Here is a 22,912-nt window from a genome sequence, read left to right as displayed (position 1 = left end):
CGAGGCCTCGGGCACGCTGTGCACATGGATGCACTCGTGGTCATCTCCCTCGCGGTCCTCTGCCTGATCTGCGGCCTGGTCGCCGGCTGGTTCACGGGCGGCGCCCGCTCCGCCGAACGTGCCGCCCGCGATGCTGCGGCGCTCACCGCGCGCCTGGGCGCCGCCGACGCGACGGCGCGCTCGCTCGGCGAGCAGCTCGAGCAGCAGCGGACGCTCACCCGTGAGCTCAGCGCGCAGGCGCGCGCCGACCAGAGCGCGCAGCAGGAGCGGGAACGACGCGAGCAGCTCGTGCTGCGCGCGCTCGCCCCGGTCCAGGAGACGTTGGAGGCGATGCAGCAGAAGGTGACCGCCCTCGAACGCGACCGCCAGGCCCAGTTCGGCTCCCTCGCGGAACAGCTGCGCCAGGCGCAGGCGTCGGATGAGGCGCTGCGCGCGACGACGGAGTCGCTCGCCGGAGCCCTCCGCTCGAATGCGACGCGCGGGGTCTGGGGCGAGACGCAGCTGCGGCGGGTCGTCGAGTCGGCCGGGCTGACGCGTTACGTCGACTTCGACCTGCAGTCGTCGGTCACCTCGCACGCCGGCGAGGGGCGCCCCGACATGATCGTGCGCCTTCCCGGGGGCAAGTCGCTCGCCGTCGATGCGAAGGTGCCGCTCGACGCGTACCTCGAGGCATCCGCGATCCCCGTGACCGCTCTCGGGGAGGAGGCGACCCGGCGGGCACAGCTGCTGCAGCGGCACGTGAAGGCGGTCCGCGCGCACGTGGACGCCCTCGCGAAGAAGGCCTACTGGAGCGGATTGGACTCCAGCCCCGAGTTCGTCGTGTGCTTCCTGCCGAACGAGGCGCTGCTCGCGACCGCCCTCGAGGAGGATCCGACCCTGCTCGACTACGCGTTCGGCAAGCGCGTGGCTCTGGCGTCGCCGGTCAACCTGTGGGCGGTCCTGAAGACCGTCGCCTACACCTGGACCCAGCAGGACGTCTCCGCCGAGGCGCGCCGTCTGTTCGATCTCGGAACCGAGCTCTACCAGCGCCTCGGCGCGCTCGCCGGGCACGCCGACGATCTCCGCCGCGCCATCGAGCGGACGGTGGACACCTACAACCGCTTCGCCGGCTCGCTGGAGACCCGCGTGCTCGTCACGGCGCGCAAGTTCCCCGGCATCGATGAGACGAAGCTGGATGCGGCGGCGGCACCCGCCGCGATCGAGAAGACACCGCGGAAGCTGATCGCCCCCGAACTCACCGACGGTGCCGCCGAGGCCATGGTCGCCGACGTGGGCGACCTGCGCGATCGACTGTGAGCGCGCCGGATCAGGCCGGGAAGAGGTTCAGCAGCCCGACGACCGCGACGGAGACCGCGACGAAGGCGCCGATCATCCACCACGCGCTGACCTGATGCCCCTCCGGCATCCGTCGCCGCAACAGGACGTCGGGCCTGCGCGCGGGGTCGACCGGCACGGTGACCTGACCCGTTCTGGGACTGCTCGATGCTGCGGACATGTGACCCCCGGACTGCGTGGACGACGTATGTGTCGCCGGTGACACCGCTCCACATTCTGCCAGAGCGGGCGTCAGCTGTCCTCCACGCCCCCGCGCGTCGCGCTCAGAGCCACTTCGAGGTGAGGTGCTCCGAGGAGATGCGGCGCAGCGTTCCGGACGCGCCGCGCAGGACGACGCTCTCGGTGTAGACGAAGTCGCCGTCGCGACGCACGCCCGCGACGAGCTCGCCGTTGGTGACACCGGTCGCGACGAAGATCGTGTTGCGTCCCTTCACCAGTTCGTCGGCTTCGTAGACGTAGCCGTCGAGCTTGAGACCGGCGTCGATCCCCCGCTGCTTCTCGTCGTCGTCGCGCGCCCAGAGCCGACCCTGGATGTGACCGCCCAGCGCCTTGATCGCGCAGGTGGTCGCCACGCCCTCGGGGCTGCCGCCGATGCCGATGCACATGTCCGTGCGCGCGTTGTGGCGCGCCGCGTTGATGCCGCCGGCGACGTCGCCGTCGCTCATCAGACGCGTGCCCGCGCCGGCTTCGCGGATCTCCTCGATGAGGCGCGCGTGGCGCGGACGGTTGAGCACGGAGACGACGAGTTCGTCGACGGGCTTGCCGAGCGAGGCGGCGAGCCGGCGGATGTTCTCGCCGACGGGCAGGCGGATGTCGACGACGCCGACGCCGGCGGGGCCGGTGACGATCTTGTCCATGTAGAAGACGCTCGAGGCGTCGAGCATGGAGCCACGGTCGGAGACGGCGAGCACCGAGAGGGCGTTGTTGCGACCCTCCGCGGTCAGCGACGTGCCGTCGATGGGATCGACGGCGACATCGCACTGCGGCCCCCGCCCGGTCCCGACGTGCTCGCCGTTGAAGAGCATCGGAGCGTTGTCCTTCTCGCCCTCGCCGATCACGATGACGCCGTCGAAGGCGACGGTGGTCAGGAACGCGCGCATCGCGTCGACGGCCGCGCCGTCGGCCTTCTCCTTCTCGCCGCGCCCGATGAAGGGGACCGAGCGGATGGCTGCGGCCTCGGTGGCGCGCACGAGCTCCATCGCGAGGTTGCGGTCGGGGTGCAAAGGGCTCATGTCCGCGGTCAGGCTCACCATGTCGCCAGCCTAGAGCGACACCTGCGTCTGCCGTGGCGTTTTCGGCGGCGCCGCAACGAAGGAACGGCGATTCTTTCACCGCGGACAAGCGGGAGGGGACTCTTTTGCCCGGTCGCCCCCTCACGGACGGTCCCGCCGCTTCGATAGGCTGAGCCTGGAATCCCCGCAGAACTGAGGAGCAGAAATGCCTGTCGCCACCCCTGAGCAATACGCCGAGATGCTGGACCGTGCGAAGGCCGGTGGATATGCGTTCCCCGCGATCAACGCCGCCAGCTCGCAGTCGATCAATGCCGTCCTGCAGGGTCTGACCGAAGCCGGCTCCGACGGCATCATCCAGGTGACGACCGGCGGCGCCGACTACTTCGCCGGCCACACCGTCAAGGGCCGTGCCACGGGTGCCCTCGCGTTCGCGAAGTTCGCCACCGAGGTCGCGACGAACTACCCGATCACGGTGGCCCTGCACACCGACCACTGCCCGAAGCCGGCGCTGGAGGACTTCGTGCTGCCGCTGATCGCGGCATCCGAGGAGGAGGTGCGCGCCGGTCGCAACCCCATCTTCCAGTCGCACATGTGGGACGGCTCGGCGGTACCGCTCGAGGAGAACATCGAGATCGCCAAGCAGCTGCTCCCCCGCATGAAGAACATCAACGCCATCCTCGAGGTCGAGATCGGCGTCGTGGGCGGCGAGGAGGACGGCGTCAAGCACGAGGGGTCGAACGAGGCCCTGTACACGACCACCGCGGACGTCTCGAAGTTCGTCGACGCGCTCGGACTCGGCGAGAACGGTCGGTACATCGCGGCGCTGACGTTCGGCAACGTGCACGGCGTCTACAAGCCGGGCAACGTGAAGCTGCGCCCCGAGCTGCTCGGCGAGATCCAGGCGGGCATCGCGGAGAAGTTCGGCACCGGCGCGAAGCCCCTCGACCTCGTGTTCCACGGCGGCAGCGGCTCGACGCCGGAGGAGATCGCCACCGCGGTCGCCAACGGTGTCGTCAAGATGAACATCGACACCGACACGCAGTACGCGTTCACGCGCTCGGTCGCCGGGTTCATGTTCAGCAACTACGACGGCGTGCTCAAGGTCGACGGCGAGGTGGGCAACAAGAAGGCCTACGACCCGCGCGCCTGGGGCAAGATCGCCGAGTCGGCGATGGCGGCCCGCGTGGTCGAGGCCACGCAGCAGCTCGGTTCGACGTACGGGCCGTCGCCGCGGATGCCCGACCGTGACCGGCGCGGGGCGCCCGCGACGATCACGCGGGATCGGCGTACGCGTCCAGGAGTCCGGGCGCACCCTCGGGCACGTGGATGACGGTGAGGGGGTCGCCGGCGCGGACCGACCCGGTGCGCACGACGCGCAGGTACGGGCCCAGTCGACGCTCCGCCGAGAAGCGGCGTACCCAGCCGCGCTCGGCCGACCGGTCGACCGTGCGCACCCAGCGCGCGAACGTCTGGCAGGGCGTTCGCGGCATCGTCACCTCGACGACGGCGGTCGCGCCGATCCTCCATCGCTCGCCGATGCGCGAGCGGTTGACGTCCAGCCCGTCGACGCGGAGGTTCTCGCCGAACCACCCGGGCGGCAGGTCGACGCCCAACTCGGCCGCCCAGAAGTCGGCGTCCTCCTGCGCGTAGGCGTAGAGGGCCTTGTCGAGGCCGCCGTGGTGCTTGCGATTGGCCTGGACGTCGGCATACGCGCCGTAGCGTCCGAGGCGGACCGGCCCCTCGACGGCGGCCTTGTCGATCGCGGTCACCCCGAGCGCCCCGGCGTCGGGTCGCAGCGCCCGCACGACGCACACCGCGAGGAGCGTGCCGGATGCGCTCATCGGGCGAAGTGGCTGACGATCGCGGGGTCGCCGAGCAGGGGGATCGTGAGGCACACCGTCGCGATGATGAACGTCACGATGGCCCCGACGAGGGGAATCCACCACGACAGCCGGTGCGCTCTCAGCGAGGCCCAGGACAGCACGGCCGTCAGCATCCAGCCTCCGATGAAGACGAACGCCGAGATGCGCCCCCACAGCTCGCCCTGCGCCGTGTTGGTGAAGGTGGCGTCGATCCCGGCGACCTGCATCCAGGTCTGCGCGAAGCCCGCGAAGTCCCACAGCTGGGGAACCGCGCTGACGACGGTGACGAGGCCGTAGACGAGCAGCGCGAAGGTGATGATCCGATCGGCCGTGCGCGACGGACGCGCCGCGGCGGTCGTCGCCGGCGCGGTCGGCGGATGGGCACGGCTCGGGACGGTGGGCGGGAGCACGGGATGCTGCGCCGGTGGTGCCGGCTGCGCGATGCGCGCGCGCTGCTCCTCCGGTGTGGCGTACTCTCCGTACTGCGGGCGCGGGCGCGTCGGCTCCGCCGCGGGCTCGCTCACGTCCGGGACCGCCCGCCGAGCGCGCGGTCGTCACGGCGTCCGGTGGCGTCCTGACGCAGCTCCTTCGGGAGGGAGAACATCAGGTCCTCCTCGGCGGTGCGCACCTGCTCGACGTCGGCGTAGCCGGCGCCGGCCAGATCGGCGAGCACCTCCTGGACGAGGACCTCGGGGACCGAGGCGCCGCTGGTGACGCCGACCGTTCCGACGCCGTCGAGCCACTCCTGTCGGATCTCGTGCGCGTAGTCGACCCGGTAGGCCGCCTTCGCGCCGTACTCGAGGGCGACCTCGACCAGACGCACCGAGTTCGAGGAGTTCGACGAGCCGACGACGATGACCAGATCCGCGTCCTTGGCGACCTTCTTGATGGCGACCTGGCGGTTCTGCGTCGCGTAGCAGATGTCGTCCGACGGCGGATCCTGCAGGCTCGGGAAGCGCTCACGCAGACGGCGCACGGTCTCCATGGTCTCGTCGACCGAGAGCGTGGTCTGCGAGAGCCACACGACCTTCTCCGGGTCCTTGACGACCACGCGATCGGCCTCGTCGGGCGAGTTCACGACGGTGACGTGGTCGGGAGCCTCTCCGGCGGTGCCTTCGACCTCTTCGTGGCCGTCGTGGCCGATGAGCAGGATCTCGAAGTCGTCGCGCGCGAAGCGCACCGCCTCGCGGTGCACCTTGGTGACGAGCGGGCAGGTCGCGTCGATCGCCTGAAGCCCGCGCTCGGATGCCGCGTTCACGACGGCCGGCGAGACCCCGTGCGCGCTGAAGACCACGTGCGCACCGGACGGGACCTCGTCGACCTCTTCGACGAAGATCGCCCCCTTCGCCTCGAGCTCGGTGACGACGTGGATGTTGTGGACGATCTGCTTGCGCACGTACACCGGGGCGCCGTAGCGTTCCAGCGCCTTCTCGACGGCGATCACGGCGCGGTCCACCCCCGCGCAGTATCCGCGCGGGGAGGCCAGGAGGACCTTCTTGGGCCCTGGCACCGGGTTATCCTGGAGCCGTCCGCGCGGTCCTGGGATATGGGGCGTCGGTAGACGGACGGCAGAGCTGCTCACCCCTCGATTCTAGGGAGGGCGGGCTGAGTGAGGGCCGCATGCGCGCGGCGGAAAGGCAGCGATGGCTTCGTTCGCGTCCGCTCCCGGTGAGGTCGCTCCGCCGGATGCCGTGGCCCCGCGCGATTCCCGCGCCGACGCGCCGACCTCCGTGTCGCGGCTGAACGAGACGATCCGCGGCTTCGTGTCGACCTGGGGCTCGGTGTGGGTCGAAGGCGAGATCACGGCGTGGAACCTCCGCGGCGGTCACGTCTTCGGCCGCCTGAAGGACGCCAACGGCGACGCGATGATCTCCTTCCGCCTGTGGTCATCGACGCTCCAGCGGCTGCAGGACGACGTGAAGGTGGGCGACCTGGTGGTCGCGTGCGTCAAAAGCGACTTCTTCGTCAAGACGGGCGATTTCACCTTCACGGTGTCGGCCATGCGGCACACGGGCCTGGGCGACCAGCTCGAACGGCTGGAGCGACTGCGCACCCGGCTGCGGAGCGAGGGGCTGTTCGACCCCGCGCGCAAGAAGCGCATCCCGTTCCTCCCGCACGTCGTCGGGCTCATCACGGGTGAGCGCAGTGACGCCGAGAAGGACGTGCACCGCAACGCCGAGCTGCGCTGGCCGGAGGTGCGCTTCCGCACGATCCACGCCGCGGTGCAGGGCGAGCGCTGCGTGCCGGAGACGATCGCCGCGCTGGCCGCGCTGGACGCCGACCCCGAGGTGGACGTCATCGTGATCGCCCGCGGCGGCGGCGACCCCCAGACCCTCCTCGGCTTCAGCGACGAGCGTCTGGTGCGAGCGGTGGCCGCGGCATCCACCCCTGTCGTCTCGGCGATCGGGCACGAGAACGACCACCCGCTCCTCGACGACGTCGCCGACCTGCGCGCCTCCACCCCCACGGATGCCGCGAAGAAGGTCGTCCCCGACGTGTCGGAGCAGCGCGCGCTCGTGCAGCAGCTGCGCACGCGCGCCCGCACCCGTCTCACCCAGCGGATCTCGCACGACATCGCCCAGCTGGAACAGCTGCGCTCGCGGCCGGTGCTGCGCTCCCCCGAGTCGCTGCTCACGCCGCGCTCGCACGAGCTGTGGACGCTCGTGTCGCGCGGTCGCGACGTCGTGACGCGACGCCTGGATGCCGCCGACCGGACGACCGCACAGCTGCGGGCCTCGCTGCGCGCCCTGTCGCCCGGGGCGACGCTGTCGCGCGGATATGCCATCGCGCGCCTGGACGGCGGCGTCATCGTCCGGGACGCCGCGCAGGCCCCGGCGGGGGCGTCGGTCACGGTCACCGTCGCCGAGGGATCGTTCGCCGCGCGATCGGAGGGACCCGTCGCCGAAGACGTCGGGGCCGCGTCCTAGAATGGACGCCATGACCAGCGACACGGCCGCCGACGTCGCCGATCTCTCGTTCGAGCAGGCACGCGACGAGCTCGTCCGCGTCGTCGCCGAACTCGAGCAGGGCGCCCCGACCCTCGAGCACTCCCTCGCGCTCTGGACGCGGGGAGAGGCGCTCGCAGCCCGCTGCGAGGAGTGGCTCCTGGGCGCCAAGCGCCTGCTCGATGCCGCTCGTCCGGCGGACGCGGAGTCGTGATGGCCGCCGGTCCCCGCATCGTCGCCGAGCTCGGTCGCCCCGAGACGCCCGACGAGACCGCCGACCGCAAGGCTGCGGCATCCCGCGCCTATCGGCAGAGCAAGACGTTCCGCAACCTCGTCGCCGCACTGCTCGTGACGATGGCGGTCGTCGCCGTCGTGTACTTCGGCGTGCCCCGCGGGTCGCTGCCCGACCCCGAAGAGGCCGACGTGGCGGCATCCGCGCAGAGCGCGTCGGCATCGCTGGAGCACACCCTGCTCGTTCCCACGGTGCCGCAGGACTGGCGCGCCAACTCCGCGCGTCTCGAGGGCTCGATGTGGCGCATCGTCTACGCGCCGCCGACCGGCTACATCCGCATCGCGCAGGGCATCGACGCCGACCCGACGTGGGCATCGAAGGTGCTCGGGGGCTTCGCCCCGACGGGGAGCGTCACGATCGACGGCATCGTCTGGGACGAGTACACGATCCCCGCGTCGGCACGCACCGACACGGTCTCCTACGCCCTCTCGACGGCGGCCGGCACCGACACGGTCCTCATCTACGGGGCCACCGACGCCCCCACCGCCGCGGTCGCCGCCACCGGCGTGACCGACCAGATCCGCACCCTGCGCGAGGAGACGCGATGAGCACGACGATCCGCCCGACGCCCGCGACCGTCTGGGCCGAGATGCGCGAAGGCAATGAGCGCTTCGTGGCGGGAGAGCCCCGCCACCCCCGTCAGGACGTCGAGCGCCGCAACGAGCTCGCGGCCGCGCAGACCCCGCGCGCCGCGCTGTTCGGATGCGCGGACTCGCGCCTGGCGGCCGAGATCATCTTCGACCAGGGCCTCGGCGATCTGTTCGTGGTCCGCAACGCCGGACAGGTGGCCTCCGATTCGGCGATCGCCAGCCTGGAGTACGCCGTCGCGGCGCTCGATGTGTCGTTGATCATCGTGCTCGCCCACGACGCGTGCGGGGCGGTGCGCGCCGCGATCGACTCGACGGCCCTCGGCTCGCCCGAGCTGCCCTCGCACATCTGGCGCCTGATCGCCCGCATCGTGCCGGCGGCGCGAACCGTGCTGCGCGACGCCGGCGGCGACGTCGACCCGCGCACGCTGGATGCCGAGGAGGTCGGCCGCGAACACCTCAAGAACACGGTCGACGACCTCCTCGCCTCCTCGCGGCTGATCGCCGAGGCCGTGGCCGAGGGAAGACTGGGCATCGTCGGGGCCAACTACCGGCTGAGCGAGGGCACCGCCGTGCCGCACGTCACGGTCGGACTCGACGAGGCCTGACCGGTTCCGCCCGCGCCCCGCCCGACATCACCACAACAGAACACGCACAGGAAACGAGGACGTGACCGCAATGACCGAGACCACCGAGTACCGCATCGAGCACGACACGATGGGTGAGGTGCGCGTCCCCAAGGACGCGCTGTACGCCGCGCAGACGCAGCGCGCCGTGGAGAACTTCCCGATCTCGGGGACGGGACTCGAGTCGACCCAGATCGCCGCGCTCGCCCGCATCAAGAAGGCGGCCGCCCTCGCGAACAAGGAGCTCGGTACCCTGGACGGCGCGATCGCCGACGCGATCGCCGCCGCCGCCGATGACGTCATCACGGGCCGCTACGACGCGCACTTCCCGGTCGACACCTACCAGACCGGCTCGGGCACCTCCTCGAACATGAACATGAACGAGGTGCTGGCCTCCCTCGCGACGCAGAAGCTCGGTGCCCCGGTGCACCCGAACGACCACGTCAACGCGTCGCAGTCGTCCAACGACGTCTTCCCGACATCGGTGCACATCGCGGTCACGCAGGCCCTCATCGACGACCTCATCCCGGCGCTGGACCACCTGGCGGTCGCGCTCGAGGCGAAGGCGGAGCTGTGGAAGGACGCCGTGAAGTCCGGCCGCACGCACCTGATGGATGCGACGCCGGTGACCCTCGGCCAGGAGTTCGGCGGCTACGCCCGCCAGATCCGCCTCGGCATCGAGCGGGTGCGCGCGGTGCTCCCCCGCGTGGGCGAGGTCCCGCTGGGCGGCACCGCCGTGGGTACCGGCATCAACACCCCGCTCGGCTTCCCGCAGAAGGTCATCGCGCTGCTGGCCGAGGAGACCGAGCTGCCGATCACGGAGGCGAAGGACCACTTCGAGGCCCAGGCCAACCGCGACGGGCTCGTCGAGGCCTCCGGCGCGCTGCGCACGATCGCGGTGTCGCTCACGAAGATCAACAACGACCTGCGGTGGATGGGCTCCGGCCCCAACACCGGACTCGGGGAGCTGCACATCCCCGACCTGCAGCCGGGCTCGTCGATCATGCCCGGAAAGGTCAACCCCGTCGTACCCGAGGCCACGCTCATGGTGTGTGCCCGGGTGATCGGCAACGACGCCACGGTCGCCTGGGCCGGCGCGTCGGGCTCGTTCGAGCTCAACGTCGCGATCCCCGTCATGGGCACCGCCCTGCTGGAGTCGACCCGGCTGCTGTCCAACGCGATGCGCGTGCTGGCCGACAAGACGATCGACGGCCTGCAGGCGAACCTCGACCGCGCCGCCGCCTTCGCGGGGATGTCGCCGTCGATCGTGACGCCGCTGAACAAGCTGATCGGGTACGAGGCCGCGGCGAAGATCGCCAAGCACGCCGTCGCCAAGGGCATCACGGTGCGCGAGGCCGTCATCGACCTCGGCTACGTCGAGCGCGGCGAGCTGACGGAGGAGCAGCTCGACGCCAAGCTCGACCTGCTCTCGATGACCCACCCGGGCTGATCGCGGCCGCGTCGATCCCGGGTCGATAATCAGAGGGTGAACCGCGCCGCCAGCACCGCCCGCACGGGACGTCGTGCGCGCACGCTGGCGGTGCTGCTCGCCGTCGTGACCGGCGGATTCGCGTTCACCGCGCTGGCCCTGCTCCTGCTGCACGCGGCCACGGGCACCGAGACGACCTGGGCGGACGTCGGCGTCTTCGCTGCCGCCGCGGTCCTCACCCTGGCCGCGACGGCGGTCGTCGGCTGGTTCCTCGTCGACGCGGATCCGCGTCGCCTTCCCGATCTCCCCGAACTCCCCGAGGGTCTCGACACCCCCGACGCGCTCTTCGACGCGCAGCGCCGACTGCTCGACGACGTGCGCCACGAGCTGAAGACGCCGATCACGATCGTGCGGGGACACCTCGAGCTGATGGATGCCGCGGACCCCGCCGACGTGGCGTCCACCCGGACCCTCGGCATCGCCGAGCTGGATCGCATGACGCGGCTGATCGGCGACATCGATCTGCTGGCGGCGGTGGAGAGCGACAGCTTCACGATGGGCGACGTCGATCTGGCGGCGCTCACCCAGCGCGTCGCCGAGCTCGTCACGGTGATCGGCGGCCACGGCTGGAGCGTCGAACAGCGCGCGGCGGGCATCATCCACGGCGACCACGACCGTCTTCTGCAGGCGTGGCTGCAACTGGCGGACAACGCGGCCAAGTACACGCCGTCCGACTCCCCCATCGAGATCGGCAGTGCCGTGCACCCGTCCGGCGCGCAGCTGTGGGTGCGCGACCACGGCCCCGGCATCCCGCCGTCGCTGCGGCATCGCATCTTCCGCCGCTTCGATCGGGGCACCGGCAAGCGCGCGGTGGGCGGATCGGGACTGGGGCTGGCGATCGTCGACACGATCGCGCGCGCACACGCCGGGCACTGCACCGTCGCCGACACGCCGGGAGGCGGCGCGACGTTCACCATCGAGATCCCCATCGGCACGCAGGCGACCCTCCCGACGCCCGTGCGCGCGGGGGATGTCGTCCAACAACGGGAGGCCTCCGGATGACCCGCATCCTCATCGTCGACGACGAACCGCACATCGTGTCCATGGTGTCGCGCGCCCTGGCGGCCGAGGGTCATGAGAGCGTCGCGTGCGACGACGGTCCGGCCGGCCTGGAACGGGCGCTGCGCGGCGACATCGATCTCGTGATCCTCGACGTGGGCCTTCCCACGATGGACGGGTTCGAGGTGCTGCGGCATCTGCGCGCGGACGGCGCGACCGTGCCGGTGATCATGCTCACCGCCCGCAGCTCGGCGCGCGACGCCGTCGACGGGTTGGATGCCGGGGCCAGCGACTACGTGCCGAAGCCGTTCTCGCTGGCGGAGCTCATGGCGCGGGTGCGCTCGCGTCTGCGGGAGCGCACCGGCACGATCGTCATGGTGCTGACGCAGGGCGACGTCAGTCTGGACCTGCTCGCGCGACGCACGACCGTGGCGGGGCGCGAGGTCGACCTCTCGGCTCGGGAGTTCGCGCTGGCGGAGCAGTTCCTGCGGCATCCGGGCGAGGTGCTCACCCGCGAGACGCTGCTCAGCCGCATCTGGGGTCTGGACTTCGACCCCGGCTCGAACGTGGTCGACGTGTACGTCCGGTATCTGCGGGCGAAACTCGGCGCCGAGCACATCGTGACGGTGCGCGGCGAGGGCTACCGCTGGGAGTAGCCCCCGCCGCGCCCGCGGGGTTCAGCTCAGCTCGCCCTGCTCCAGCAGGTCGGTGACGAGCGCGGCGATCGCCGAGCGCTCCGAGCGGACGAGGGTCACGTGGCCGAAGAGGCCGTGGCCCTTGAGCGTCTCGATGACCGAGGCGATGCCGTCGTGGCGGCCCACCCGCAGGTTGTCGCGCTGCCCGACGTCGTGGGTGAGCACCACGCGGGAGTTCTGCCCGATGCGGCTGAGGACCGTCAGCAGCACGTTGCGCTCGAGGGACTGCGCCTCGTCGACGATCACGAACGCGTCGTGCAGCGAGCGTCCGCGGATGTGCGTGAGGGGAAGCACCTCCAGCATCCCGCGCGCGACGACCTCCTCGAGGACGTTGCCCGACACGACGGAGCCGAGCGTGTCGAACACCGCCTGCCCCCACGGGTTCATCTTCTCGGCCTGATCGCCCGGCAGGTAGCCCAGCTCCTGACCGCCGACGGCGAACAGCGGGCGGAAGACGATGATCTTCTTCTGCTGCTGCCGTTCCAGCACGGCCTCCAGTCCCGCGCAGAGGGCGAGGGCCGACTTGCCGGTGCCGGCGCGACCGCCGAGCGAGACGATGCCCACCTCGGGGTCGAGAAGCAGGTCGATGGCGATGCGCTGCTCGGCGCTGCGCCCGTGCAGGCCGAAGACGTCGCGGTCGCCGCGCACCAGGCGGAACGCCCCGTCGCCGGTGACGCGCCCGAGGGCGGAGCCGCGCTCGGAGTGGATGACGAGCCCCGTGTTGACCGGGAACCCGCGCACCTCTTCGCTCGTGGCGACCTCGCTCTCGTAGAGGTCGCTGATGTCGTCGCCCGATACGGCGATGTCCGCGATGCCGGTCCACCCGCTGTCGACCGCCTGTTCGGCGAGGTACTCCTCCGCCGGGATGCCGAGGGACGCCGCCTTCACCCGCATGGGCAGGTCCTTCGAGACGACGGTCACCTCCTGACCCTCCTGGGCCAGGTGCATCGCCACGGCGAGGATGCGGGTGTCGTTGTCGCCCAGGCGCATGCCCGCGGGCAGCACGGAGGGGTCGGTGTTGGTGAGCTCGACGCGCAGGGTGCCGCCCTCGCCGACGGGCACGGGGAAGTCGAGTCTGCCGTGCTCGACCCGCAGCTCGTCGAGGTGACGGAGTGCCTGCCGCGCGAAGTAGCCGATCTCCGGGTCGTGGCGCTTGCCTTCGAGCTCGGTGACGACGACGACCGGCACGACGACCGAATGTTCGGCGAAGCGGAAGAAAGCCCGCGGATCGCTCAGCAGGACCGAGGTGTCGAGGACGTAGGTGCGCAGATCCGTATCCGCGACCTCCTCGGCGACGTCATCGATCCGGCGTTGCTGCAGTGAAGCCCGTGTGGTCACAACTCACTCCCGCCCCGGGTGGAGCACCCGGCAGTCTCGAGTCGACCGTGGCCACGAGTCGTGATGAGGCCGACTCGACCGGGCGCCTTGCCCGATGTGATGACCGTACGGCGGGCGACGCGCCGACGTCATCCACGACACGCCGCGCTGCGGTGTCCGGCGTGTTAATTCGCGGTGTCGGAGCCGACGGCGTCGGCCAGCGCCGGCGGCGCCGGGACGATGTCCGCCTCGGAGAGCGCGAGCGCTCCCGGCGCGGCGTCGATGACGACACGCGTGGCGGCCACCTCGGCGAGGCGTCGCCGAGCAGACGCAGGCTGTCGGCACCGGTGCCCACGTGCGGCGACACGCGGATGGTGGCGCCGCGCGCGGTCACCGTCACACCGTGGTTCGCGAGGGCGGCCGCGAGCGCGGCGGCGTCGTGCGCGGCGGGCTGGAGGGTGACGATGCCGGCGTGCCGGTCGCGGGGGGTCAGCACCGGTACCGCGTAACGGTCGGCGAGATCCATCACGTCGCGTGCACGCGCGCGCAGCTCCTGGGCGATCGCGGGGATGCCGGCATCCGTCATCTCGCGTAGCGCCGCCGCGAGGCGGCCGGCCGCGAGGGGGTCGGTGGGAGCGACCTGGTACGCCGCCGCGGTCGCGAGGGGCGCGGGCACTCCCGGGGTCGTGGCATCCCCCTGCATCCCGGAGATCCCCGACAGGACGGGTTCGATGCGCTCCCGGGCGCGGTCCGAGAAGCGCGCGAAGCCCGTGCCCCGGCCCGCGCGCAGCCACTTGTAGCCGTTCGCGCAGACGACGTCCGCAGCGGCCCAGTCCACCTCGGTGACCCCGAATCCCTGGATCGCGTCGACGATGAGCAGACGGTCACCGATGAGCTCGCGCAGCGCCGCGAGGTCGGCGAGGGCGCCCGTCCGGAAGTCGACGAGGCTCACGCCCACGGCCGTCACGTCGTCGTCGAGCGCCTCCGCGACGGCATCCACCGTCACGATGCCGTCGATCGGGTCGATCTCCCGCACGCTGAGCAGGCCGCGCGCGTCCTGGGCGCGCCGAGCGGTGACCCGGAGCGACGGGAAGTCCTGCGCGGAGACGACCACCGTGCCGGTGAGGCCCTGCATTGTATGGAACAGGCCGTGGGTCGTCGACGGCTGCAGCACGACCTCCTCGGGCGCGCATCCGAGGACGCCCGCCACCAGATCGCGCGCCTCGGTCACGCGCGCGGTCACGAGATCGATGCTCGAGCGCCGTCCGCTGCCGAGCAGCTCGGCGTCGGCGAGCATCTCCGCCCGCACCGCCGGGGACAGCGGACCGAAGGCCGCCCAGTCGAGGTATCCCGTCGCGCTGTCGAAGGTCTCGAGGTAGGGCTCCAGGTCGTTCACGTCTGCCATTGTCCCACGCGCCGTGCGCGGGGCCGGGTGCTCAGCCGCCGTACCGGCGGTCGCGGGTGGCGTAGTCGCGGATGGCGCGGAGGAAGTCGACCTCGCGCAGGTCCGGTCCCAGCGCCTCCACGAAGTAGAACTCCGAGTGGGCCGACTGCCAGAGGAGGAAATCGCTCAGCCGCTGCTCGCCGGACGTGCGGATGACGAGGTCCGGGTCGGCCTGGCCGCCCGTGTAGAGGTGCTCGCCGATCTGCTCCGGCGTGAGGCTGGCCGCCAGCTCTTCGAGCGAGCCGCCGCGCTCGTGATGCTGCGCGATGATGCTGCGCACCGCATCCACGATCTCCCCGCGCCCGCCGTAGCCGACGGCGAGATTGACGTGCAGCCCGGTGTTGCCGGCGGTCCGCTCCTCCGCCGTCCGCAGCACCCGGGCGAGATCGGCCGGGAGGACCTCGGCGCGCCCGACGTGCTGCACGCGCCAGCCGGGTTCGTGCGACAGCTCATCGGCCAGTTCGGCGATGATCTCGATGAGGTCGGCGAGCTCCTGCGAGTCGCGCTTGGTGAGGTTGTCCGTCGACAGCAGGTAGAGCGAGACGACGCGGATGCCGAGGTCATCGCACCAGCGCAGGAACTCGTGCATCTTCGCGGCCCCGGCACGGTGGCCGTGGGCGACCGTGGTGAAACCCGCCTGGCGTGCCCAGCGGCGGTTGCCGTCGATCATCATCGCCACGTGGTGCGGAACGGTATCGGGGGTCAACTCACGTCGCAGGCGCGAACTGTAGAGGCGATAGAGGAACCCGCGCCCCTCGCCCGAACCGGTGGGTGTCACGGCGACTACGCTACCGCGCGCACCGCCGTCGTCTCGCGCAGGCGCTATGTGCACGAGCCGGCATACGCGGGCGCGTAGGCTCAGGACCGTGACCCGACACGCAGCCTCCGACGGCGCGGACATGCCTCAGCTTCCCCTCATCGAAGCGGCATCCGTCGGCGCCCAGGTGGAGCTGAAGCCGTCGTGGCGCGGCTGGATCCACGCGGGCACCTTCCCCGTGGCGATCGCCGCGGGTGTCGTGCTCATCGTCCTCGCGCAGGGCGCTCCGGCGAAGTGGGCCGCCGCGGTGTTCATGGCGACCTCGCTGCTCCTGTTCGGGAACTCGGCGCTGTACCACCGCTTCAATTGGGGCCCCACGACGAAGGCCGTCCTCAAGCGCATCGACCACGCGAACATCCTCCTGCTGATCGCCGGCACCTACACGCCGATCGCGGTGCTCGCACTGCCCCCCGGCAAGGGCGCGCTGCTGCTCGTGCTCGTGTGGTCCGGTGCCCTTCTCGGCATCCTGTTCCGCGTCTTCTGGATCCACGCGCCCCGCTGGCTGTACGTCGCGCTCTACCTGCTGCTGGGCTGGGCGGCCGTGATGTACCTCGGCGACCTGATGGCGGCGAACCTGGCGATGATGATCCTCGTCATCGTCGGCGGGCTGCTGTACACCGCGGGAGCCGTCGTGTACGCGCTCAAGAAGCCGAACCCGTGGCCCGGCCACTTCGGCTTCCACGAGATCTTCCACGTGTGCACGGTGCTGGCGTTCCTGTGCCACTGGACGGCGTGCCTGCTGATCGCTCTCGATCCGCTCGCCCCCTCGCTCGGCGCGGCCGGCTGAGCGCCGCCGCGCGCGACGGGCGCGGTCAGCGCGACGGCGGGTCGATGTCCTGGTCGTCGGTGTCGCTCGCCTCGACGGCGGCCCGGGCCTGCGCGTCGGAGGCCGCGGCCGCGGCGTCGCGCTCGTGGGCGTCGAGTTCCTCGGCGATCTCGGAGCGGTATCCCGCCCGGCGGATGCGGCGGAGCATGTCGACGATGAGGAAGATGACGACGACCGACAGCAGGGCGATGGCGACGAAGCCCGCGAATCCCGGCGTGACGACATCCGGATCGACCGTCATCGTCGGGGTGGGCGTCGCCTCGGCGGCGACGCTCGCGAGTGCGACCGTCAGTGCGTGCATCGTTCCTCTGTTCCGCGCGGAGCGCTTAGCCTGGAAGTCCAGCCTAGAACCTCGGGAAGTGTCATGACCGCGATGCGCACGCAGCAGGAGCTCGACGACCGCTACGGACGCGGACGCGGCATCCGCGGGCGCCGGTGGGCCTGGATCGGCGTCGGAGCGCTCGCGATCGCCGTGGTCGGCTACTTCGGGTGGAGCACCTACGCGCAGGCCGCGCAGTCCGTGGACATCGACGTGACCGCGTTCCACCTCGACGACGCGCACAGCGTGACGGTCGACTTCCAGCTCACCCTGCCGCGCGGTGCCGCGGTCGACTGCGTGATCGAGGCGCAGGACACCGAGCACGGCATCGTCGGGTGGAAGGTCGTCTCCTACCCCGCCGACGACGCGCACAGCCGGAGCTTCTCGGAGACCGTCGCGACGACGGCCGAGGCGACGACCGGTTTGGTCCCGTCGTGCTGGATCCCGTAGGCTGATTCGACACACGCGCCCTGGCAGCTGCCGGGGCGTTTGGCTTAGGCCCGCACCGACGGCGCTTCTCCTCGAAGCCGCCGTCGCGCCGCGCGGCCGCACCGACAACGGTCAACGACCACGCTCATCGACAAGGAGACGACGTGCCCGAGAACACGGAGACCTTCCTCACCCAGGACGCCTACGACCGGCTCGCCGCCGAACTCGAGCACCTGTCGACGACGGGTCGCGAAGAGATCGCCAAGCGCATCGAGGCCGCTCGCGAAGAGGGCGACCTCAAGGAGAACGGCGGCTATCACGCCGCCAAGGACGAGCAGGGCAAGCAGGAGGCGCGCATCCGCACCCTCCAGGCCCTCCTGAAGGATGCCGTCGTCGGCGAGGCCCCGGAGTCGGACGGCACCGTCAAGGGCGGCACCGTCGTCACCGCGATCGTCGCCGGCGGCGAAGAGGTGTTCCTGCTCGGCAGCCGCGAGATCGCGGCCGGTTCGGAGCTCGACGTCTACAGCGAGGCGTCGCCCCTCGGCGCGGCCATCCTGGGCTTGTCCGAGGGCGAGAAGACCTCGTACACGGCCCCCAACGGCCGCGAGATCGCCGTCGAGATCGTCAAGGTCGAGACCTACAACGGTCAGTGACGCCGACGTTTCGGGCGCTTCGAGCGTCCGAAACGGCATCCGCGCGCGTTTCGGGCGCGTGAGGCGACCGAAACTCGTCGGCACGGGCCGCTAGCCGCGCCAGCCGCGGCGCTCGAGGTGCGTGCGGACGCGCTCGGTCAGCCGCGCCGGATCGCGCAGGTCGTCGGCGTGCGCGCGCTCGACGATGTAGCCGAGGCGCTGCAGCTCCCCGATCCGGGTGAGGTCGCGGCGCCACTGGCGCCGGTCATCGGCATGATGGGCCCCTTCGTACTCCACGACCACGCCCCAGGGCGCGAAGAGCAGGTCGACGCGCGCCACCAGGTCTCGGCCGTCGCGGATCTCGGCGTTCACGAGCGGTCGCGGCAGACCCGCGGTCTCCAGCGAGACCCGGATCTGCGACTCCGGGTACGACTCCGCCCCGGGCACCACGAGCGGCCACGCGGCACGCAGGTGCGCGGCGCCGCGCACCCGCGGCGACAGGTCGAGCGCGACCTGCAGCTCGCGGGTGGTGCACGCGTCGAGCTCGGGCAGACACAGCCGATCGGCGACGGCGACGAGCGCCGGAACGGACAGCATCCGCGCGAGATCGACCCACGTCCGTGCGGGCGTCGTGACCCGGATGCCGAGCCGCCAGGTGCAGAGCACCGGATCGATGCCGACGCTGACCCCCACCACACCTTCGCCGCGCGGAGCCCGTCCCGGACGCGGCACCGCGAGATGCAGAAGTCCGTCGTCGGCGTAGGGCGCGGGCAGGTCGAGCCCCCACAGCCGCAGCGCGCTGGGGCCGAACACGAAGACGCCCTCCCCCGCCGCCTCCACGCGGGCCCGGGTCACGTCGACCCACGTCGCGTCGACCGCGGCGCGCAGCCCGCGGAACGGACGCGCCCACCGCGCACGCGAGCGCAGCGCCGACGGCGCGGTCCCCTGGGCGCGCGCGTGAGCGACGGTGAACGCGCGCGGCAGCTCGGACATGACTCGAGGATGCCGCAGCATCCCCCGCCCCATCTCTCCCCGTCCACAGGAGCCGGCCGCGACCCGCGTTTAGGTCGCTTCGAGCGCCCGAAACGGCATCCACGCGCGTTTCGGGCGCGTGAGGCGACCGAAACTCGCGGAGAGGCTCAGTCCTGCGCGACGCGGGGGCGGAAGCCCGCTTCCTCGAGCACGCTGATGACGTGGGCGCGGTGCTCCTGACCGCGCGTCTCGACGCTGAGCTGGAGGATCACCTCGCTGATCTGCAGCCCCTGGCCGTGGCGCGTGTGCAGCGCCTCGATCACGTTCGCGCCGGCGATCGCCAGCAGCTCCGACACCCGCGCGAGCTGGCCCGGACGATCCGGCAGCGGCACCTGCAGCGTCATGTACCGACCGGATGCCGCGAGTCCGTGCGCCACGACACGCTGCAGCAGCAGGGGGTCGATGTTGCCGCCCGACAGGATCACGGCGGTCGGCCCGCTCGCGATGATCTTCCCGGCCAGGATCGCGGCCACGCCGACGGCTCCGGCGGGCTCGACGACCTGCTTCGCGCGTTCGAGCAGCACCAGCAGGGCCCGCGCGATGTCGTCGTCGCTGACCGTCACGACCTCGTCGACCAGCTCGCTGATCACCTCGAAGGGCACGTCTCCGGGGCGCGCGACGGCGATGCCGTCGGCGATGGTCGGGGTCGTGTCGACCGTGAGGGGCACGCCCGCGGCGAGAGAGGACGGATAGGCGGCGGAGTTCTCCGCCTGCACGCCGATCACCCGGACCGTGCGGCCCTCGAGCGCGGCGCGGGCCTTCACCGCGGCGGCGACGCCCGCGATCAGGCCTCCCCCGCCGATGCCGACCACGACGGTGTCGAGGTCGGGCACGGCATCCCAGACCTCCAGGCCCAGTGTCCCCTGACCGACGATGACATCGCGGTGGTCGTAGGGGTGGATCATCACGGCGCCGGTGCGCTCGGCGAACTCTGCGGCGAGGCGCAGCGGCGTCTCGACCGTCGCCCCCTCCAGCACCACCTCGGCGCCGTAGCCGCGGGTGGCGAGCAGCTTGGGTACCGGGACGCCGAGTGGCATGAAGATCGTCGCCGGGATGCCGAGCTTCTGGGCGGCCAGTGCGACGCCCTGGGCGTGGTTTCCCGCCGACGCGGCGACGACGCCGCGCGCACGCTCCTCCGCGCTCAGCCGCGACAGACGGTAGGTCGCGCCGCGGATCTTGAACGATCCGGTGCGCTGGAGGTTCTCGAGCTTGAGGTACACCGGCGCACCCAGCACCTCCGTGAGGTGCTCGGAGACGTCGAAAGGGGTCTTCACGATGACGTCGCGGAGGACGGCGGCGGCGTCCTCGAGTTCCGCCAGGGTCGGGAGGGTCACGCGGTCTTCTTCCTGCTGCGGGGAACGGTGCTCCAGATGAGGTCGGCGCTGTCGGGTGGCAGCGCCCCGTTCTCGGTTCGACGCCCCAGATAGACGGCGACGACGTTGACGAAGGCGGCGAGGGGCACCGCGAAGAGGGCGCCCGGGATGCCGGCGATCATGGCTCCCCCGGTGACGACGAGGACCACGGCCAGCGGGTGCACCTTGACGGCGGACCCCATCAGCAGCGGCTGCAGGACGTGTCCCTCCAGCTGCTGGACGGCGAGCACCACCACCAGCATCCACAGCGCGATCCACGGTCCGTTGTAGACGAGGGCGAGGAAGACGGCCAGCGCTCCGGTGACGATCGCGCCGACGAAGGGGACGAAGGCGCCCAGGAAGACGAGGACGCCGATCGGGATCGCCAGCGGAACGCCCAACAGGAAGGCGCCGAGCGCGATGCCGGTCGCGTCGATGGTCGCGACCAGCAGCTGGGTGCGGGCGTAGGTGACGACCGTCCGCCATCCCGCGCGACCCGCGCCGTCGACCTCGCTGCGCGCGCGGCGCGGGAAGAGCCGCACGACCCACCGCCAGATGCCGGCGCCGTCCGCCAGCGTGCACAGCAGGATGAACAGCGCGAGCACGGCGCCGGTGACCACGTGCCCGACCGTGGAGCCCACGACGAGGGCGCCCGACCACAGCAGCTCCGCCTGCTGCTGCAGGAAGGTCCACGCCTGCGCGAGGAGGTCGTCGATCTGCTGGGCGGTCAGGTGCAGGGGGCCGTCGATCAGGTAGTCACGGAACTGGCCGATCGCCTCCGTCGTGCGCGCCTGCACGCTCGCCCACTCGCGGGTGATCTGCCAGACGGCGAGCCACAGGAGCCCCCCGATCACGCCGATCGTGCCGATGACGGCGATCACGATCGCGAGCCATCGCGGCACGCCCCGGCGCAGCATCCACGTGAACACGGGCCAGAGCAGCGCCGTGATCAGGATGGAGACGAGCAGCGGGATGACGAGGAGCTTCAGCTGGATGACGAGCCAGATGAGGATGCCGGCGGCCGCCGCGATCACGACGAACCGCCAGGCGTAGGCGGTCGCGACGCGCAGTCCGCGCGGCAGTCCGCGGTCGATGTCCGAGGCGACCGTTCGCTCGCGCAGGGCGTCGAGGAACGACCCGCGCGGTGCGGAGCCGGGTGTGTCGTCGGAACCGCTCATCCCGCCAGTCTAAGACTCAGAACCGTCCGCCCATCTCCTCCAGACGGGCGATGCGATCGGGGATCGGCGGATGCGTCGCGAACATGCGCTGCACCGCTCCGGGGCGCAGCGGGTCGCTGATCCACAGGTGCGCCATCGCGGTGTTCGCCTTGGCGAGCGGCCGCCCGTACTCACCGAGCTTGGCGAGCGCGGACGCGAGCGCGTCGGGGTCGCGGGTGGTCAGCGCGCTCGTCGCGTCGGCCAGGTACTCGCGCTGGCGGGAGATCGCCGCCTGCACGAGGGCGGCCAGCAGCGGCGCGACGATGGCGGCCACGACGCCGAAGATCAGGAAGACCAGCTGCGACTGGTTGTTGCCGCCGCGACGGCCGCCCCCGAAGAAGGCGATGCGCAGCAGGATGTCGGCGACGAGGCCGACGGCGACGACGAGGCCGAAGACGACGAGCGACACCCGGATGTCGTAGTTGCGGATGTGGCCGAGCTCGTGGCCGAGCACGCCCTCCAGCTCACGGTCGGTCATGAGCTCGAACAGCCCGGTGGTGACCGTGATCGCGGCCCGATCGGGCGTGCGTCCGGTGGCGAACGCGTTGGGGGCGGGATCCTCCACGACGTACAGCGCCGGCATGGGGGTGCCGGTGGAGATGCAGAGGTTCTCGACGAGGCGATGGTAGCGGGGGGCCTCCTCCTTCGTCACCGGCTGGGCCCCCGACAGCGCGAGCGCCTCCCGATCGGCGACGAAATACTGCACCGTGGCGTAGCCCGCGGAGCCGAGCAGCACGAAGGCGGTGATCCACCAGTTGTTGCCCGCGAGCCAGCCGGCGGCGAGACCGATGAGTCCGAGCACGACGACGAAGCCGGCCAGGATCAGCCAGGTGTTGCGCTTGTTGCGTGCGATCGCGGAGTACATGCCGCGCGCGCGTTCAGAACTGGATGCGCGGCGGCTCGGCGATGGCGGCGCCGTCGACGACCTCGAAGAACTCCCGCTCGTGGAAGCCGAGGTTCCGGGCGAACATGTTGTTCGGGAACACCTTGATCTTGGTGTTGAGCTCGCGCACACCACCGTTGTAGAACCGGCGCGACGCCTGGATCTTGTCCTCGGTGTCGACGATCGACTGCTGGAGCTGGAGGAAGTTCTGGCTCGCCTGCAGCTGCGGGTAGGCCTCTGCCACGGCGAACAGCGACTTCAGCGCCTGCTGCATGTGCCCCTCGGCGACGCCGGCCTCCGCGGGCGAGCCCGCGGTGAGGGTCTCGGCGCGGGCGCGGGTGACGTTCTCGAAGACCGCCTTCTCATGCGCGGCGTAGCCCTTGACCGTCTCGATGAGGTTCGGGAGCAGGTCGGCGCGACGCTTGAGCTGCACGGTGATGTCGCTCCAGGCCTCGTCGACGCGCACGCCGAGCGCCACCAGCGAGTTGTACGTCGCCCACAGATAGATTCCGGCGATCACCACCAGAGCAACGACGATCAGGACCGGGATCAGCCATTCCATACGACTCCCATCGACTGAGG

At 71.3% G+C, this 22,912-nt stretch carries 26 protein-coding genes; 12 read left to right on the top strand and 14 right to left on the bottom strand.

Features of this window, described 5'->3' with window-relative positions; all coding sequences use genetic code 11:
• Positions 1-24: 24 nt before the first annotated feature.
• Positions 25-1,296 carry a DNA recombination protein RmuC gene (locus tag AC1Q49_RS10245; RefSeq protein ID WP_492491983.1) on the top strand — a complete coding sequence of 424 codons (1,272 nt, stop codon included), beginning with the start codon at positions 25-27 and terminating at the stop codon, positions 1,294-1,296.
• A gap of 10 nt (positions 1,297-1,306) precedes the next feature.
• Here AC1Q49_RS10245 and AC1Q49_RS10240 read toward each other — a convergent pair whose 3' ends face one another.
• Together AC1Q49_RS10240 and glpX are read right to left on the bottom strand one after the other, a co-directional pair.
• Positions 1,307-1,495: a hypothetical protein gene (locus AC1Q49_RS10240; RefSeq protein ID WP_060959246.1), complete on the bottom strand. Its 189-nt coding sequence runs from the start codon at positions 1,493-1,495 to the stop codon at positions 1,307-1,309.
• 103 nt (positions 1,496-1,598) lie between these two features.
• On the bottom strand, positions 1,599-2,588 hold the full coding sequence (gene glpX / locus AC1Q49_RS10235; RefSeq protein ID WP_060959245.1) for a class II fructose-bisphosphatase: 990 nt from the start codon (positions 2,586-2,588) through the stop codon (positions 1,599-1,601).
• Positions 2,589-2,772: 184 nt separating this feature from the next.
• Between glpX and fbaA the strand changes: the two genes are divergently transcribed.
• Positions 2,773-3,897 (top strand): class II fructose-bisphosphate aldolase, encoded by a 1,125-nt coding sequence (fbaA, locus tag AC1Q49_RS10230; protein ID WP_492491980.1) that lies wholly within the window; start codon positions 2,773-2,775, stop codon positions 3,895-3,897.
• On the opposite strand, the gene AC1Q49_RS10225 is transcribed toward fbaA, so the two are convergent.
• From AC1Q49_RS10225 to AC1Q49_RS10215, 3 genes are read right to left on the bottom strand one after another with little or no spacing between them, the layout of a single operon-like run.
• Complete coding sequence (locus tag AC1Q49_RS10225) at positions 3,839-4,408, bottom strand: MOSC domain-containing protein (RefSeq protein ID WP_492491978.1); 570 nt, start codon at positions 4,406-4,408, stop codon at positions 3,839-3,841. The two genes, fbaA and AC1Q49_RS10225, sit on opposite strands and share 59 nt — an antisense overlap.
• Entirely contained in the window at positions 4,405-4,953 is a 549-nt protein-coding gene (locus AC1Q49_RS10220) for a DUF6264 family protein (RefSeq protein ID WP_492491976.1), read from the bottom strand. The genes AC1Q49_RS10225 and AC1Q49_RS10220 overlap by 4 nt, the downstream gene beginning before the upstream one ends.
• Positions 4,950-5,939: a 4-hydroxy-3-methylbut-2-enyl diphosphate reductase gene (locus tag AC1Q49_RS10215; protein WP_060959241.1), complete on the bottom strand. Its 990-nt coding sequence runs from the start codon at positions 5,937-5,939 to the stop codon at positions 4,950-4,952. Before AC1Q49_RS10215 ends, AC1Q49_RS10220 begins: the two co-directional genes overlap by 4 nt.
• 133 nt (positions 5,940-6,072) lie before the next feature.
• Between AC1Q49_RS10215 and xseA the strand changes: the two genes are divergently transcribed.
• The 7 genes from xseA (at position 6,073) to AC1Q49_RS10180 (ending at position 12,023) form a co-directional block, all read left to right on the top strand.
• Complete coding sequence (gene xseA, locus AC1Q49_RS10210) at positions 6,073-7,356, top strand: exodeoxyribonuclease VII large subunit (protein ID WP_492491974.1); 1,284 nt, start codon at positions 6,073-6,075, stop codon at positions 7,354-7,356.
• A 1-nt stretch (position 7,357) separates the two neighbouring features.
• Complete coding sequence (locus AC1Q49_RS10205; RefSeq protein WP_082734119.1) at positions 7,358-7,588, top strand: exodeoxyribonuclease VII small subunit; 231 nt, start codon at positions 7,358-7,360, stop codon at positions 7,586-7,588.
• Entirely contained in the window at positions 7,588-8,214 is a 627-nt protein-coding gene (locus tag AC1Q49_RS10200; protein WP_060959239.1) for a DUF4245 family protein, read from the top strand. The genes AC1Q49_RS10205 and AC1Q49_RS10200 overlap by 1 nt, the downstream gene beginning before the upstream one ends.
• Positions 8,211-8,861, top strand: a complete 651-nt coding sequence (locus AC1Q49_RS10195; RefSeq protein ID WP_060959238.1) for a carbonic anhydrase — start codon at positions 8,211-8,213, stop codon at positions 8,859-8,861. The genes AC1Q49_RS10200 and AC1Q49_RS10195 overlap by 4 nt, the downstream gene beginning before the upstream one ends.
• 70 nt (positions 8,862-8,931) lie before the next feature.
• Positions 8,932-10,329 (top strand): class II fumarate hydratase, encoded by a 1,398-nt coding sequence (locus tag AC1Q49_RS10190; protein WP_492491971.1) that lies wholly within the window; start codon positions 8,932-8,934, stop codon positions 10,327-10,329.
• Between the two features lie 36 nt (positions 10,330-10,365).
• Positions 10,366-11,370: a sensor histidine kinase gene (locus AC1Q49_RS10185; RefSeq protein ID WP_060959236.1), complete on the top strand. Its 1,005-nt coding sequence runs from the start codon at positions 10,366-10,368 to the stop codon at positions 11,368-11,370.
• Positions 11,367-12,023: a response regulator transcription factor gene (locus tag AC1Q49_RS10180; RefSeq protein WP_060959235.1), complete on the top strand. Its 657-nt coding sequence runs from the start codon at positions 11,367-11,369 to the stop codon at positions 12,021-12,023. The genes AC1Q49_RS10185 and AC1Q49_RS10180 overlap by 4 nt, the downstream gene beginning before the upstream one ends.
• Positions 12,024-12,044: 21 nt before the next feature.
• Here AC1Q49_RS10180 and phoH2 read toward each other — a convergent pair whose 3' ends face one another.
• The 3 genes from phoH2 to AC1Q49_RS10165 are packed head-to-tail and all read right to left on the bottom strand — an operon-like array spanning position 12,045 to position 15,601.
• Complete coding sequence (phoH2, locus tag AC1Q49_RS10175; RefSeq protein WP_061782551.1) at positions 12,045-13,400, bottom strand: RNA 5'-3' helicase PhoH2; 1,356 nt, start codon at positions 13,398-13,400, stop codon at positions 12,045-12,047.
• Positions 13,360-14,775 carry an aminotransferase class V-fold PLP-dependent enzyme gene (locus AC1Q49_RS10170; RefSeq protein ID WP_492491968.1) on the bottom strand — a complete coding sequence of 472 codons (1,416 nt, stop codon included), beginning with the start codon at positions 14,773-14,775 and terminating at the stop codon, positions 13,360-13,362. Before AC1Q49_RS10170 ends, phoH2 begins: the two co-directional genes overlap by 41 nt.
• A 40-nt stretch (positions 14,776-14,815) precedes the next feature.
• Positions 14,816-15,601: an isoprenyl transferase gene (locus AC1Q49_RS10165; protein WP_060959232.1), complete on the bottom strand. Its 786-nt coding sequence runs from the start codon at positions 15,599-15,601 to the stop codon at positions 14,816-14,818.
• 121 nt (positions 15,602-15,722) lie between these two features.
• Here AC1Q49_RS10165 and trhA point away from each other — a divergent pair, with 121 nt between their 5' ends.
• On the top strand, positions 15,723-16,427 hold the full coding sequence (trhA, locus tag AC1Q49_RS10160; RefSeq protein WP_060959231.1) for a PAQR family membrane homeostasis protein TrhA: 705 nt from the start codon (positions 15,723-15,725) through the stop codon (positions 16,425-16,427).
• Positions 16,428-16,452: 25 nt separating this feature from the next.
• Here trhA and AC1Q49_RS10155 read toward each other — a convergent pair whose 3' ends face one another.
• Positions 16,453-16,767 carry a hypothetical protein gene (locus AC1Q49_RS10155; RefSeq protein WP_061782553.1) on the bottom strand — a complete coding sequence of 105 codons (315 nt, stop codon included), beginning with the start codon at positions 16,765-16,767 and terminating at the stop codon, positions 16,453-16,455.
• 63 nt (positions 16,768-16,830) lie between these two features.
• Between AC1Q49_RS10155 and AC1Q49_RS10150 the strand changes: the two genes are divergently transcribed.
• Together AC1Q49_RS10150 and greA are read left to right on the top strand one after the other, a co-directional pair.
• Positions 16,831-17,235, top strand: coding sequence for a DUF4307 domain-containing protein (locus AC1Q49_RS10150; protein ID WP_082734118.1), 405 nt, complete (start codon positions 16,831-16,833; stop codon positions 17,233-17,235).
• Positions 17,236-17,378: 143 nt separating this feature from the next.
• On the top strand, positions 17,379-17,867 hold the full coding sequence (greA, locus tag AC1Q49_RS10145) for a transcription elongation factor GreA (RefSeq protein WP_060959230.1): 489 nt from the start codon (positions 17,379-17,381) through the stop codon (positions 17,865-17,867).
• A 90-nt stretch (positions 17,868-17,957) separates the two neighbouring features.
• On the opposite strand, the gene AC1Q49_RS10140 is transcribed toward greA, so the two are convergent.
• From AC1Q49_RS10140 to AC1Q49_RS10120, 5 genes are all read right to left on the bottom strand, one after another.
• On the bottom strand, positions 17,958-18,839 hold the full coding sequence (locus AC1Q49_RS10140; RefSeq protein ID WP_492491965.1) for a putative endonuclease domain-containing protein: 882 nt from the start codon (positions 18,837-18,839) through the stop codon (positions 17,958-17,960).
• 146 nt (positions 18,840-18,985) lie between these two features.
• Complete coding sequence (gene ilvA / locus AC1Q49_RS10135; protein ID WP_191008355.1) at positions 18,986-20,212, bottom strand: threonine ammonia-lyase; 1,227 nt, start codon at positions 20,210-20,212, stop codon at positions 18,986-18,988.
• Positions 20,209-21,408 carry an AI-2E family transporter gene (locus AC1Q49_RS10130; RefSeq protein WP_061782591.1) on the bottom strand — a complete coding sequence of 400 codons (1,200 nt, stop codon included), beginning with the start codon at positions 21,406-21,408 and terminating at the stop codon, positions 20,209-20,211. Before AC1Q49_RS10130 ends, ilvA begins: the two co-directional genes overlap by 4 nt.
• A gap of 16 nt (positions 21,409-21,424) precedes the next feature.
• Entirely contained in the window at positions 21,425-22,312 is an 888-nt protein-coding gene (locus AC1Q49_RS10125; protein WP_492491962.1) for a M48 family metalloprotease, read from the bottom strand.
• Between the two features lie 13 nt (positions 22,313-22,325).
• Entirely contained in the window at positions 22,326-22,892 is a 567-nt protein-coding gene (locus AC1Q49_RS10120) for a LemA family protein (RefSeq protein WP_005052555.1), read from the bottom strand.
• Positions 22,893-22,912: the final 20 nt, after the last annotated feature.

Source organism: Microbacterium sp. MPR-TSA4, assembly GCF_058792815.1.
This window is presented reverse-complemented; position numbering and strand designations above follow the sequence as displayed.

Excerpts from the sequence above, each read along its gene's own strand:
- fbaA (WP_492491980.1), top strand. The coding sequence starts at position 2,773 with ATGCCTGTCGCCACCCCTGAGCAATACGCCGAGATGCTGGACCGTGCG.
- AC1Q49_RS10125 (WP_492491962.1), bottom strand. The coding sequence starts at position 22,312 with ATGTACTCCGCGATCGCACGCAACAAGCGCAACACCTGGCTGATCCTG.
- AC1Q49_RS10200 (WP_060959239.1), top strand. The coding sequence starts at position 7,588 with ATGGCCGCCGGTCCCCGCATCGTCGCCGAGCTCGGTCGCCCCGAGACG.
- AC1Q49_RS10205 (WP_082734119.1), top strand. The coding sequence starts at position 7,358 with ATGGACGCCATGACCAGCGACACGGCCGCCGACGTCGCCGATCTCTCG.
- AC1Q49_RS10140 (WP_492491965.1), bottom strand. The coding sequence starts at position 18,839 with ATGTCCGAGCTGCCGCGCGCGTTCACCGTCGCTCACGCGCGCGCCCAG.
- AC1Q49_RS10150 (WP_082734118.1), top strand. The coding sequence starts at position 16,831 with ATGACCGCGATGCGCACGCAGCAGGAGCTCGACGACCGCTACGGACGC.
- AC1Q49_RS10180 (WP_060959235.1), top strand. The coding sequence starts at position 11,367 with ATGACCCGCATCCTCATCGTCGACGACGAACCGCACATCGTGTCCATG.
- AC1Q49_RS10245 (WP_492491983.1), top strand. The coding sequence starts at position 25 with ATGGATGCACTCGTGGTCATCTCCCTCGCGGTCCTCTGCCTGATCTGC.
- AC1Q49_RS10190 (WP_492491971.1), top strand. The coding sequence starts at position 8,932 with ATGACCGAGACCACCGAGTACCGCATCGAGCACGACACGATGGGTGAG.
- AC1Q49_RS10155 (WP_061782553.1), bottom strand. The coding sequence starts at position 16,767 with ATGCACGCACTGACGGTCGCACTCGCGAGCGTCGCCGCCGAGGCGACG.
- AC1Q49_RS10195 (WP_060959238.1), top strand. The coding sequence starts at position 8,211 with ATGAGCACGACGATCCGCCCGACGCCCGCGACCGTCTGGGCCGAGATG.
- trhA (WP_060959231.1), top strand. The coding sequence starts at position 15,723 with ATGCCTCAGCTTCCCCTCATCGAAGCGGCATCCGTCGGCGCCCAGGTG.
- glpX (WP_060959245.1), bottom strand. The coding sequence starts at position 2,588 with ATGGTGAGCCTGACCGCGGACATGAGCCCTTTGCACCCCGACCGCAAC.
- AC1Q49_RS10240 (WP_060959246.1), bottom strand. The coding sequence starts at position 1,495 with ATGTCCGCAGCATCGAGCAGTCCCAGAACGGGTCAGGTCACCGTGCCG.
- AC1Q49_RS10130 (WP_061782591.1), bottom strand. The coding sequence starts at position 21,408 with ATGAGCGGTTCCGACGACACACCCGGCTCCGCACCGCGCGGGTCGTTC.
- xseA (WP_492491974.1), top strand. The coding sequence starts at position 6,073 with ATGGCTTCGTTCGCGTCCGCTCCCGGTGAGGTCGCTCCGCCGGATGCC.
- AC1Q49_RS10225 (WP_492491978.1), bottom strand. The coding sequence starts at position 4,408 with ATGAGCGCATCCGGCACGCTCCTCGCGGTGTGCGTCGTGCGGGCGCTG.
- AC1Q49_RS10120 (WP_005052555.1), bottom strand. The coding sequence starts at position 22,892 with ATGGAATGGCTGATCCCGGTCCTGATCGTCGTTGCTCTGGTGGTGATC.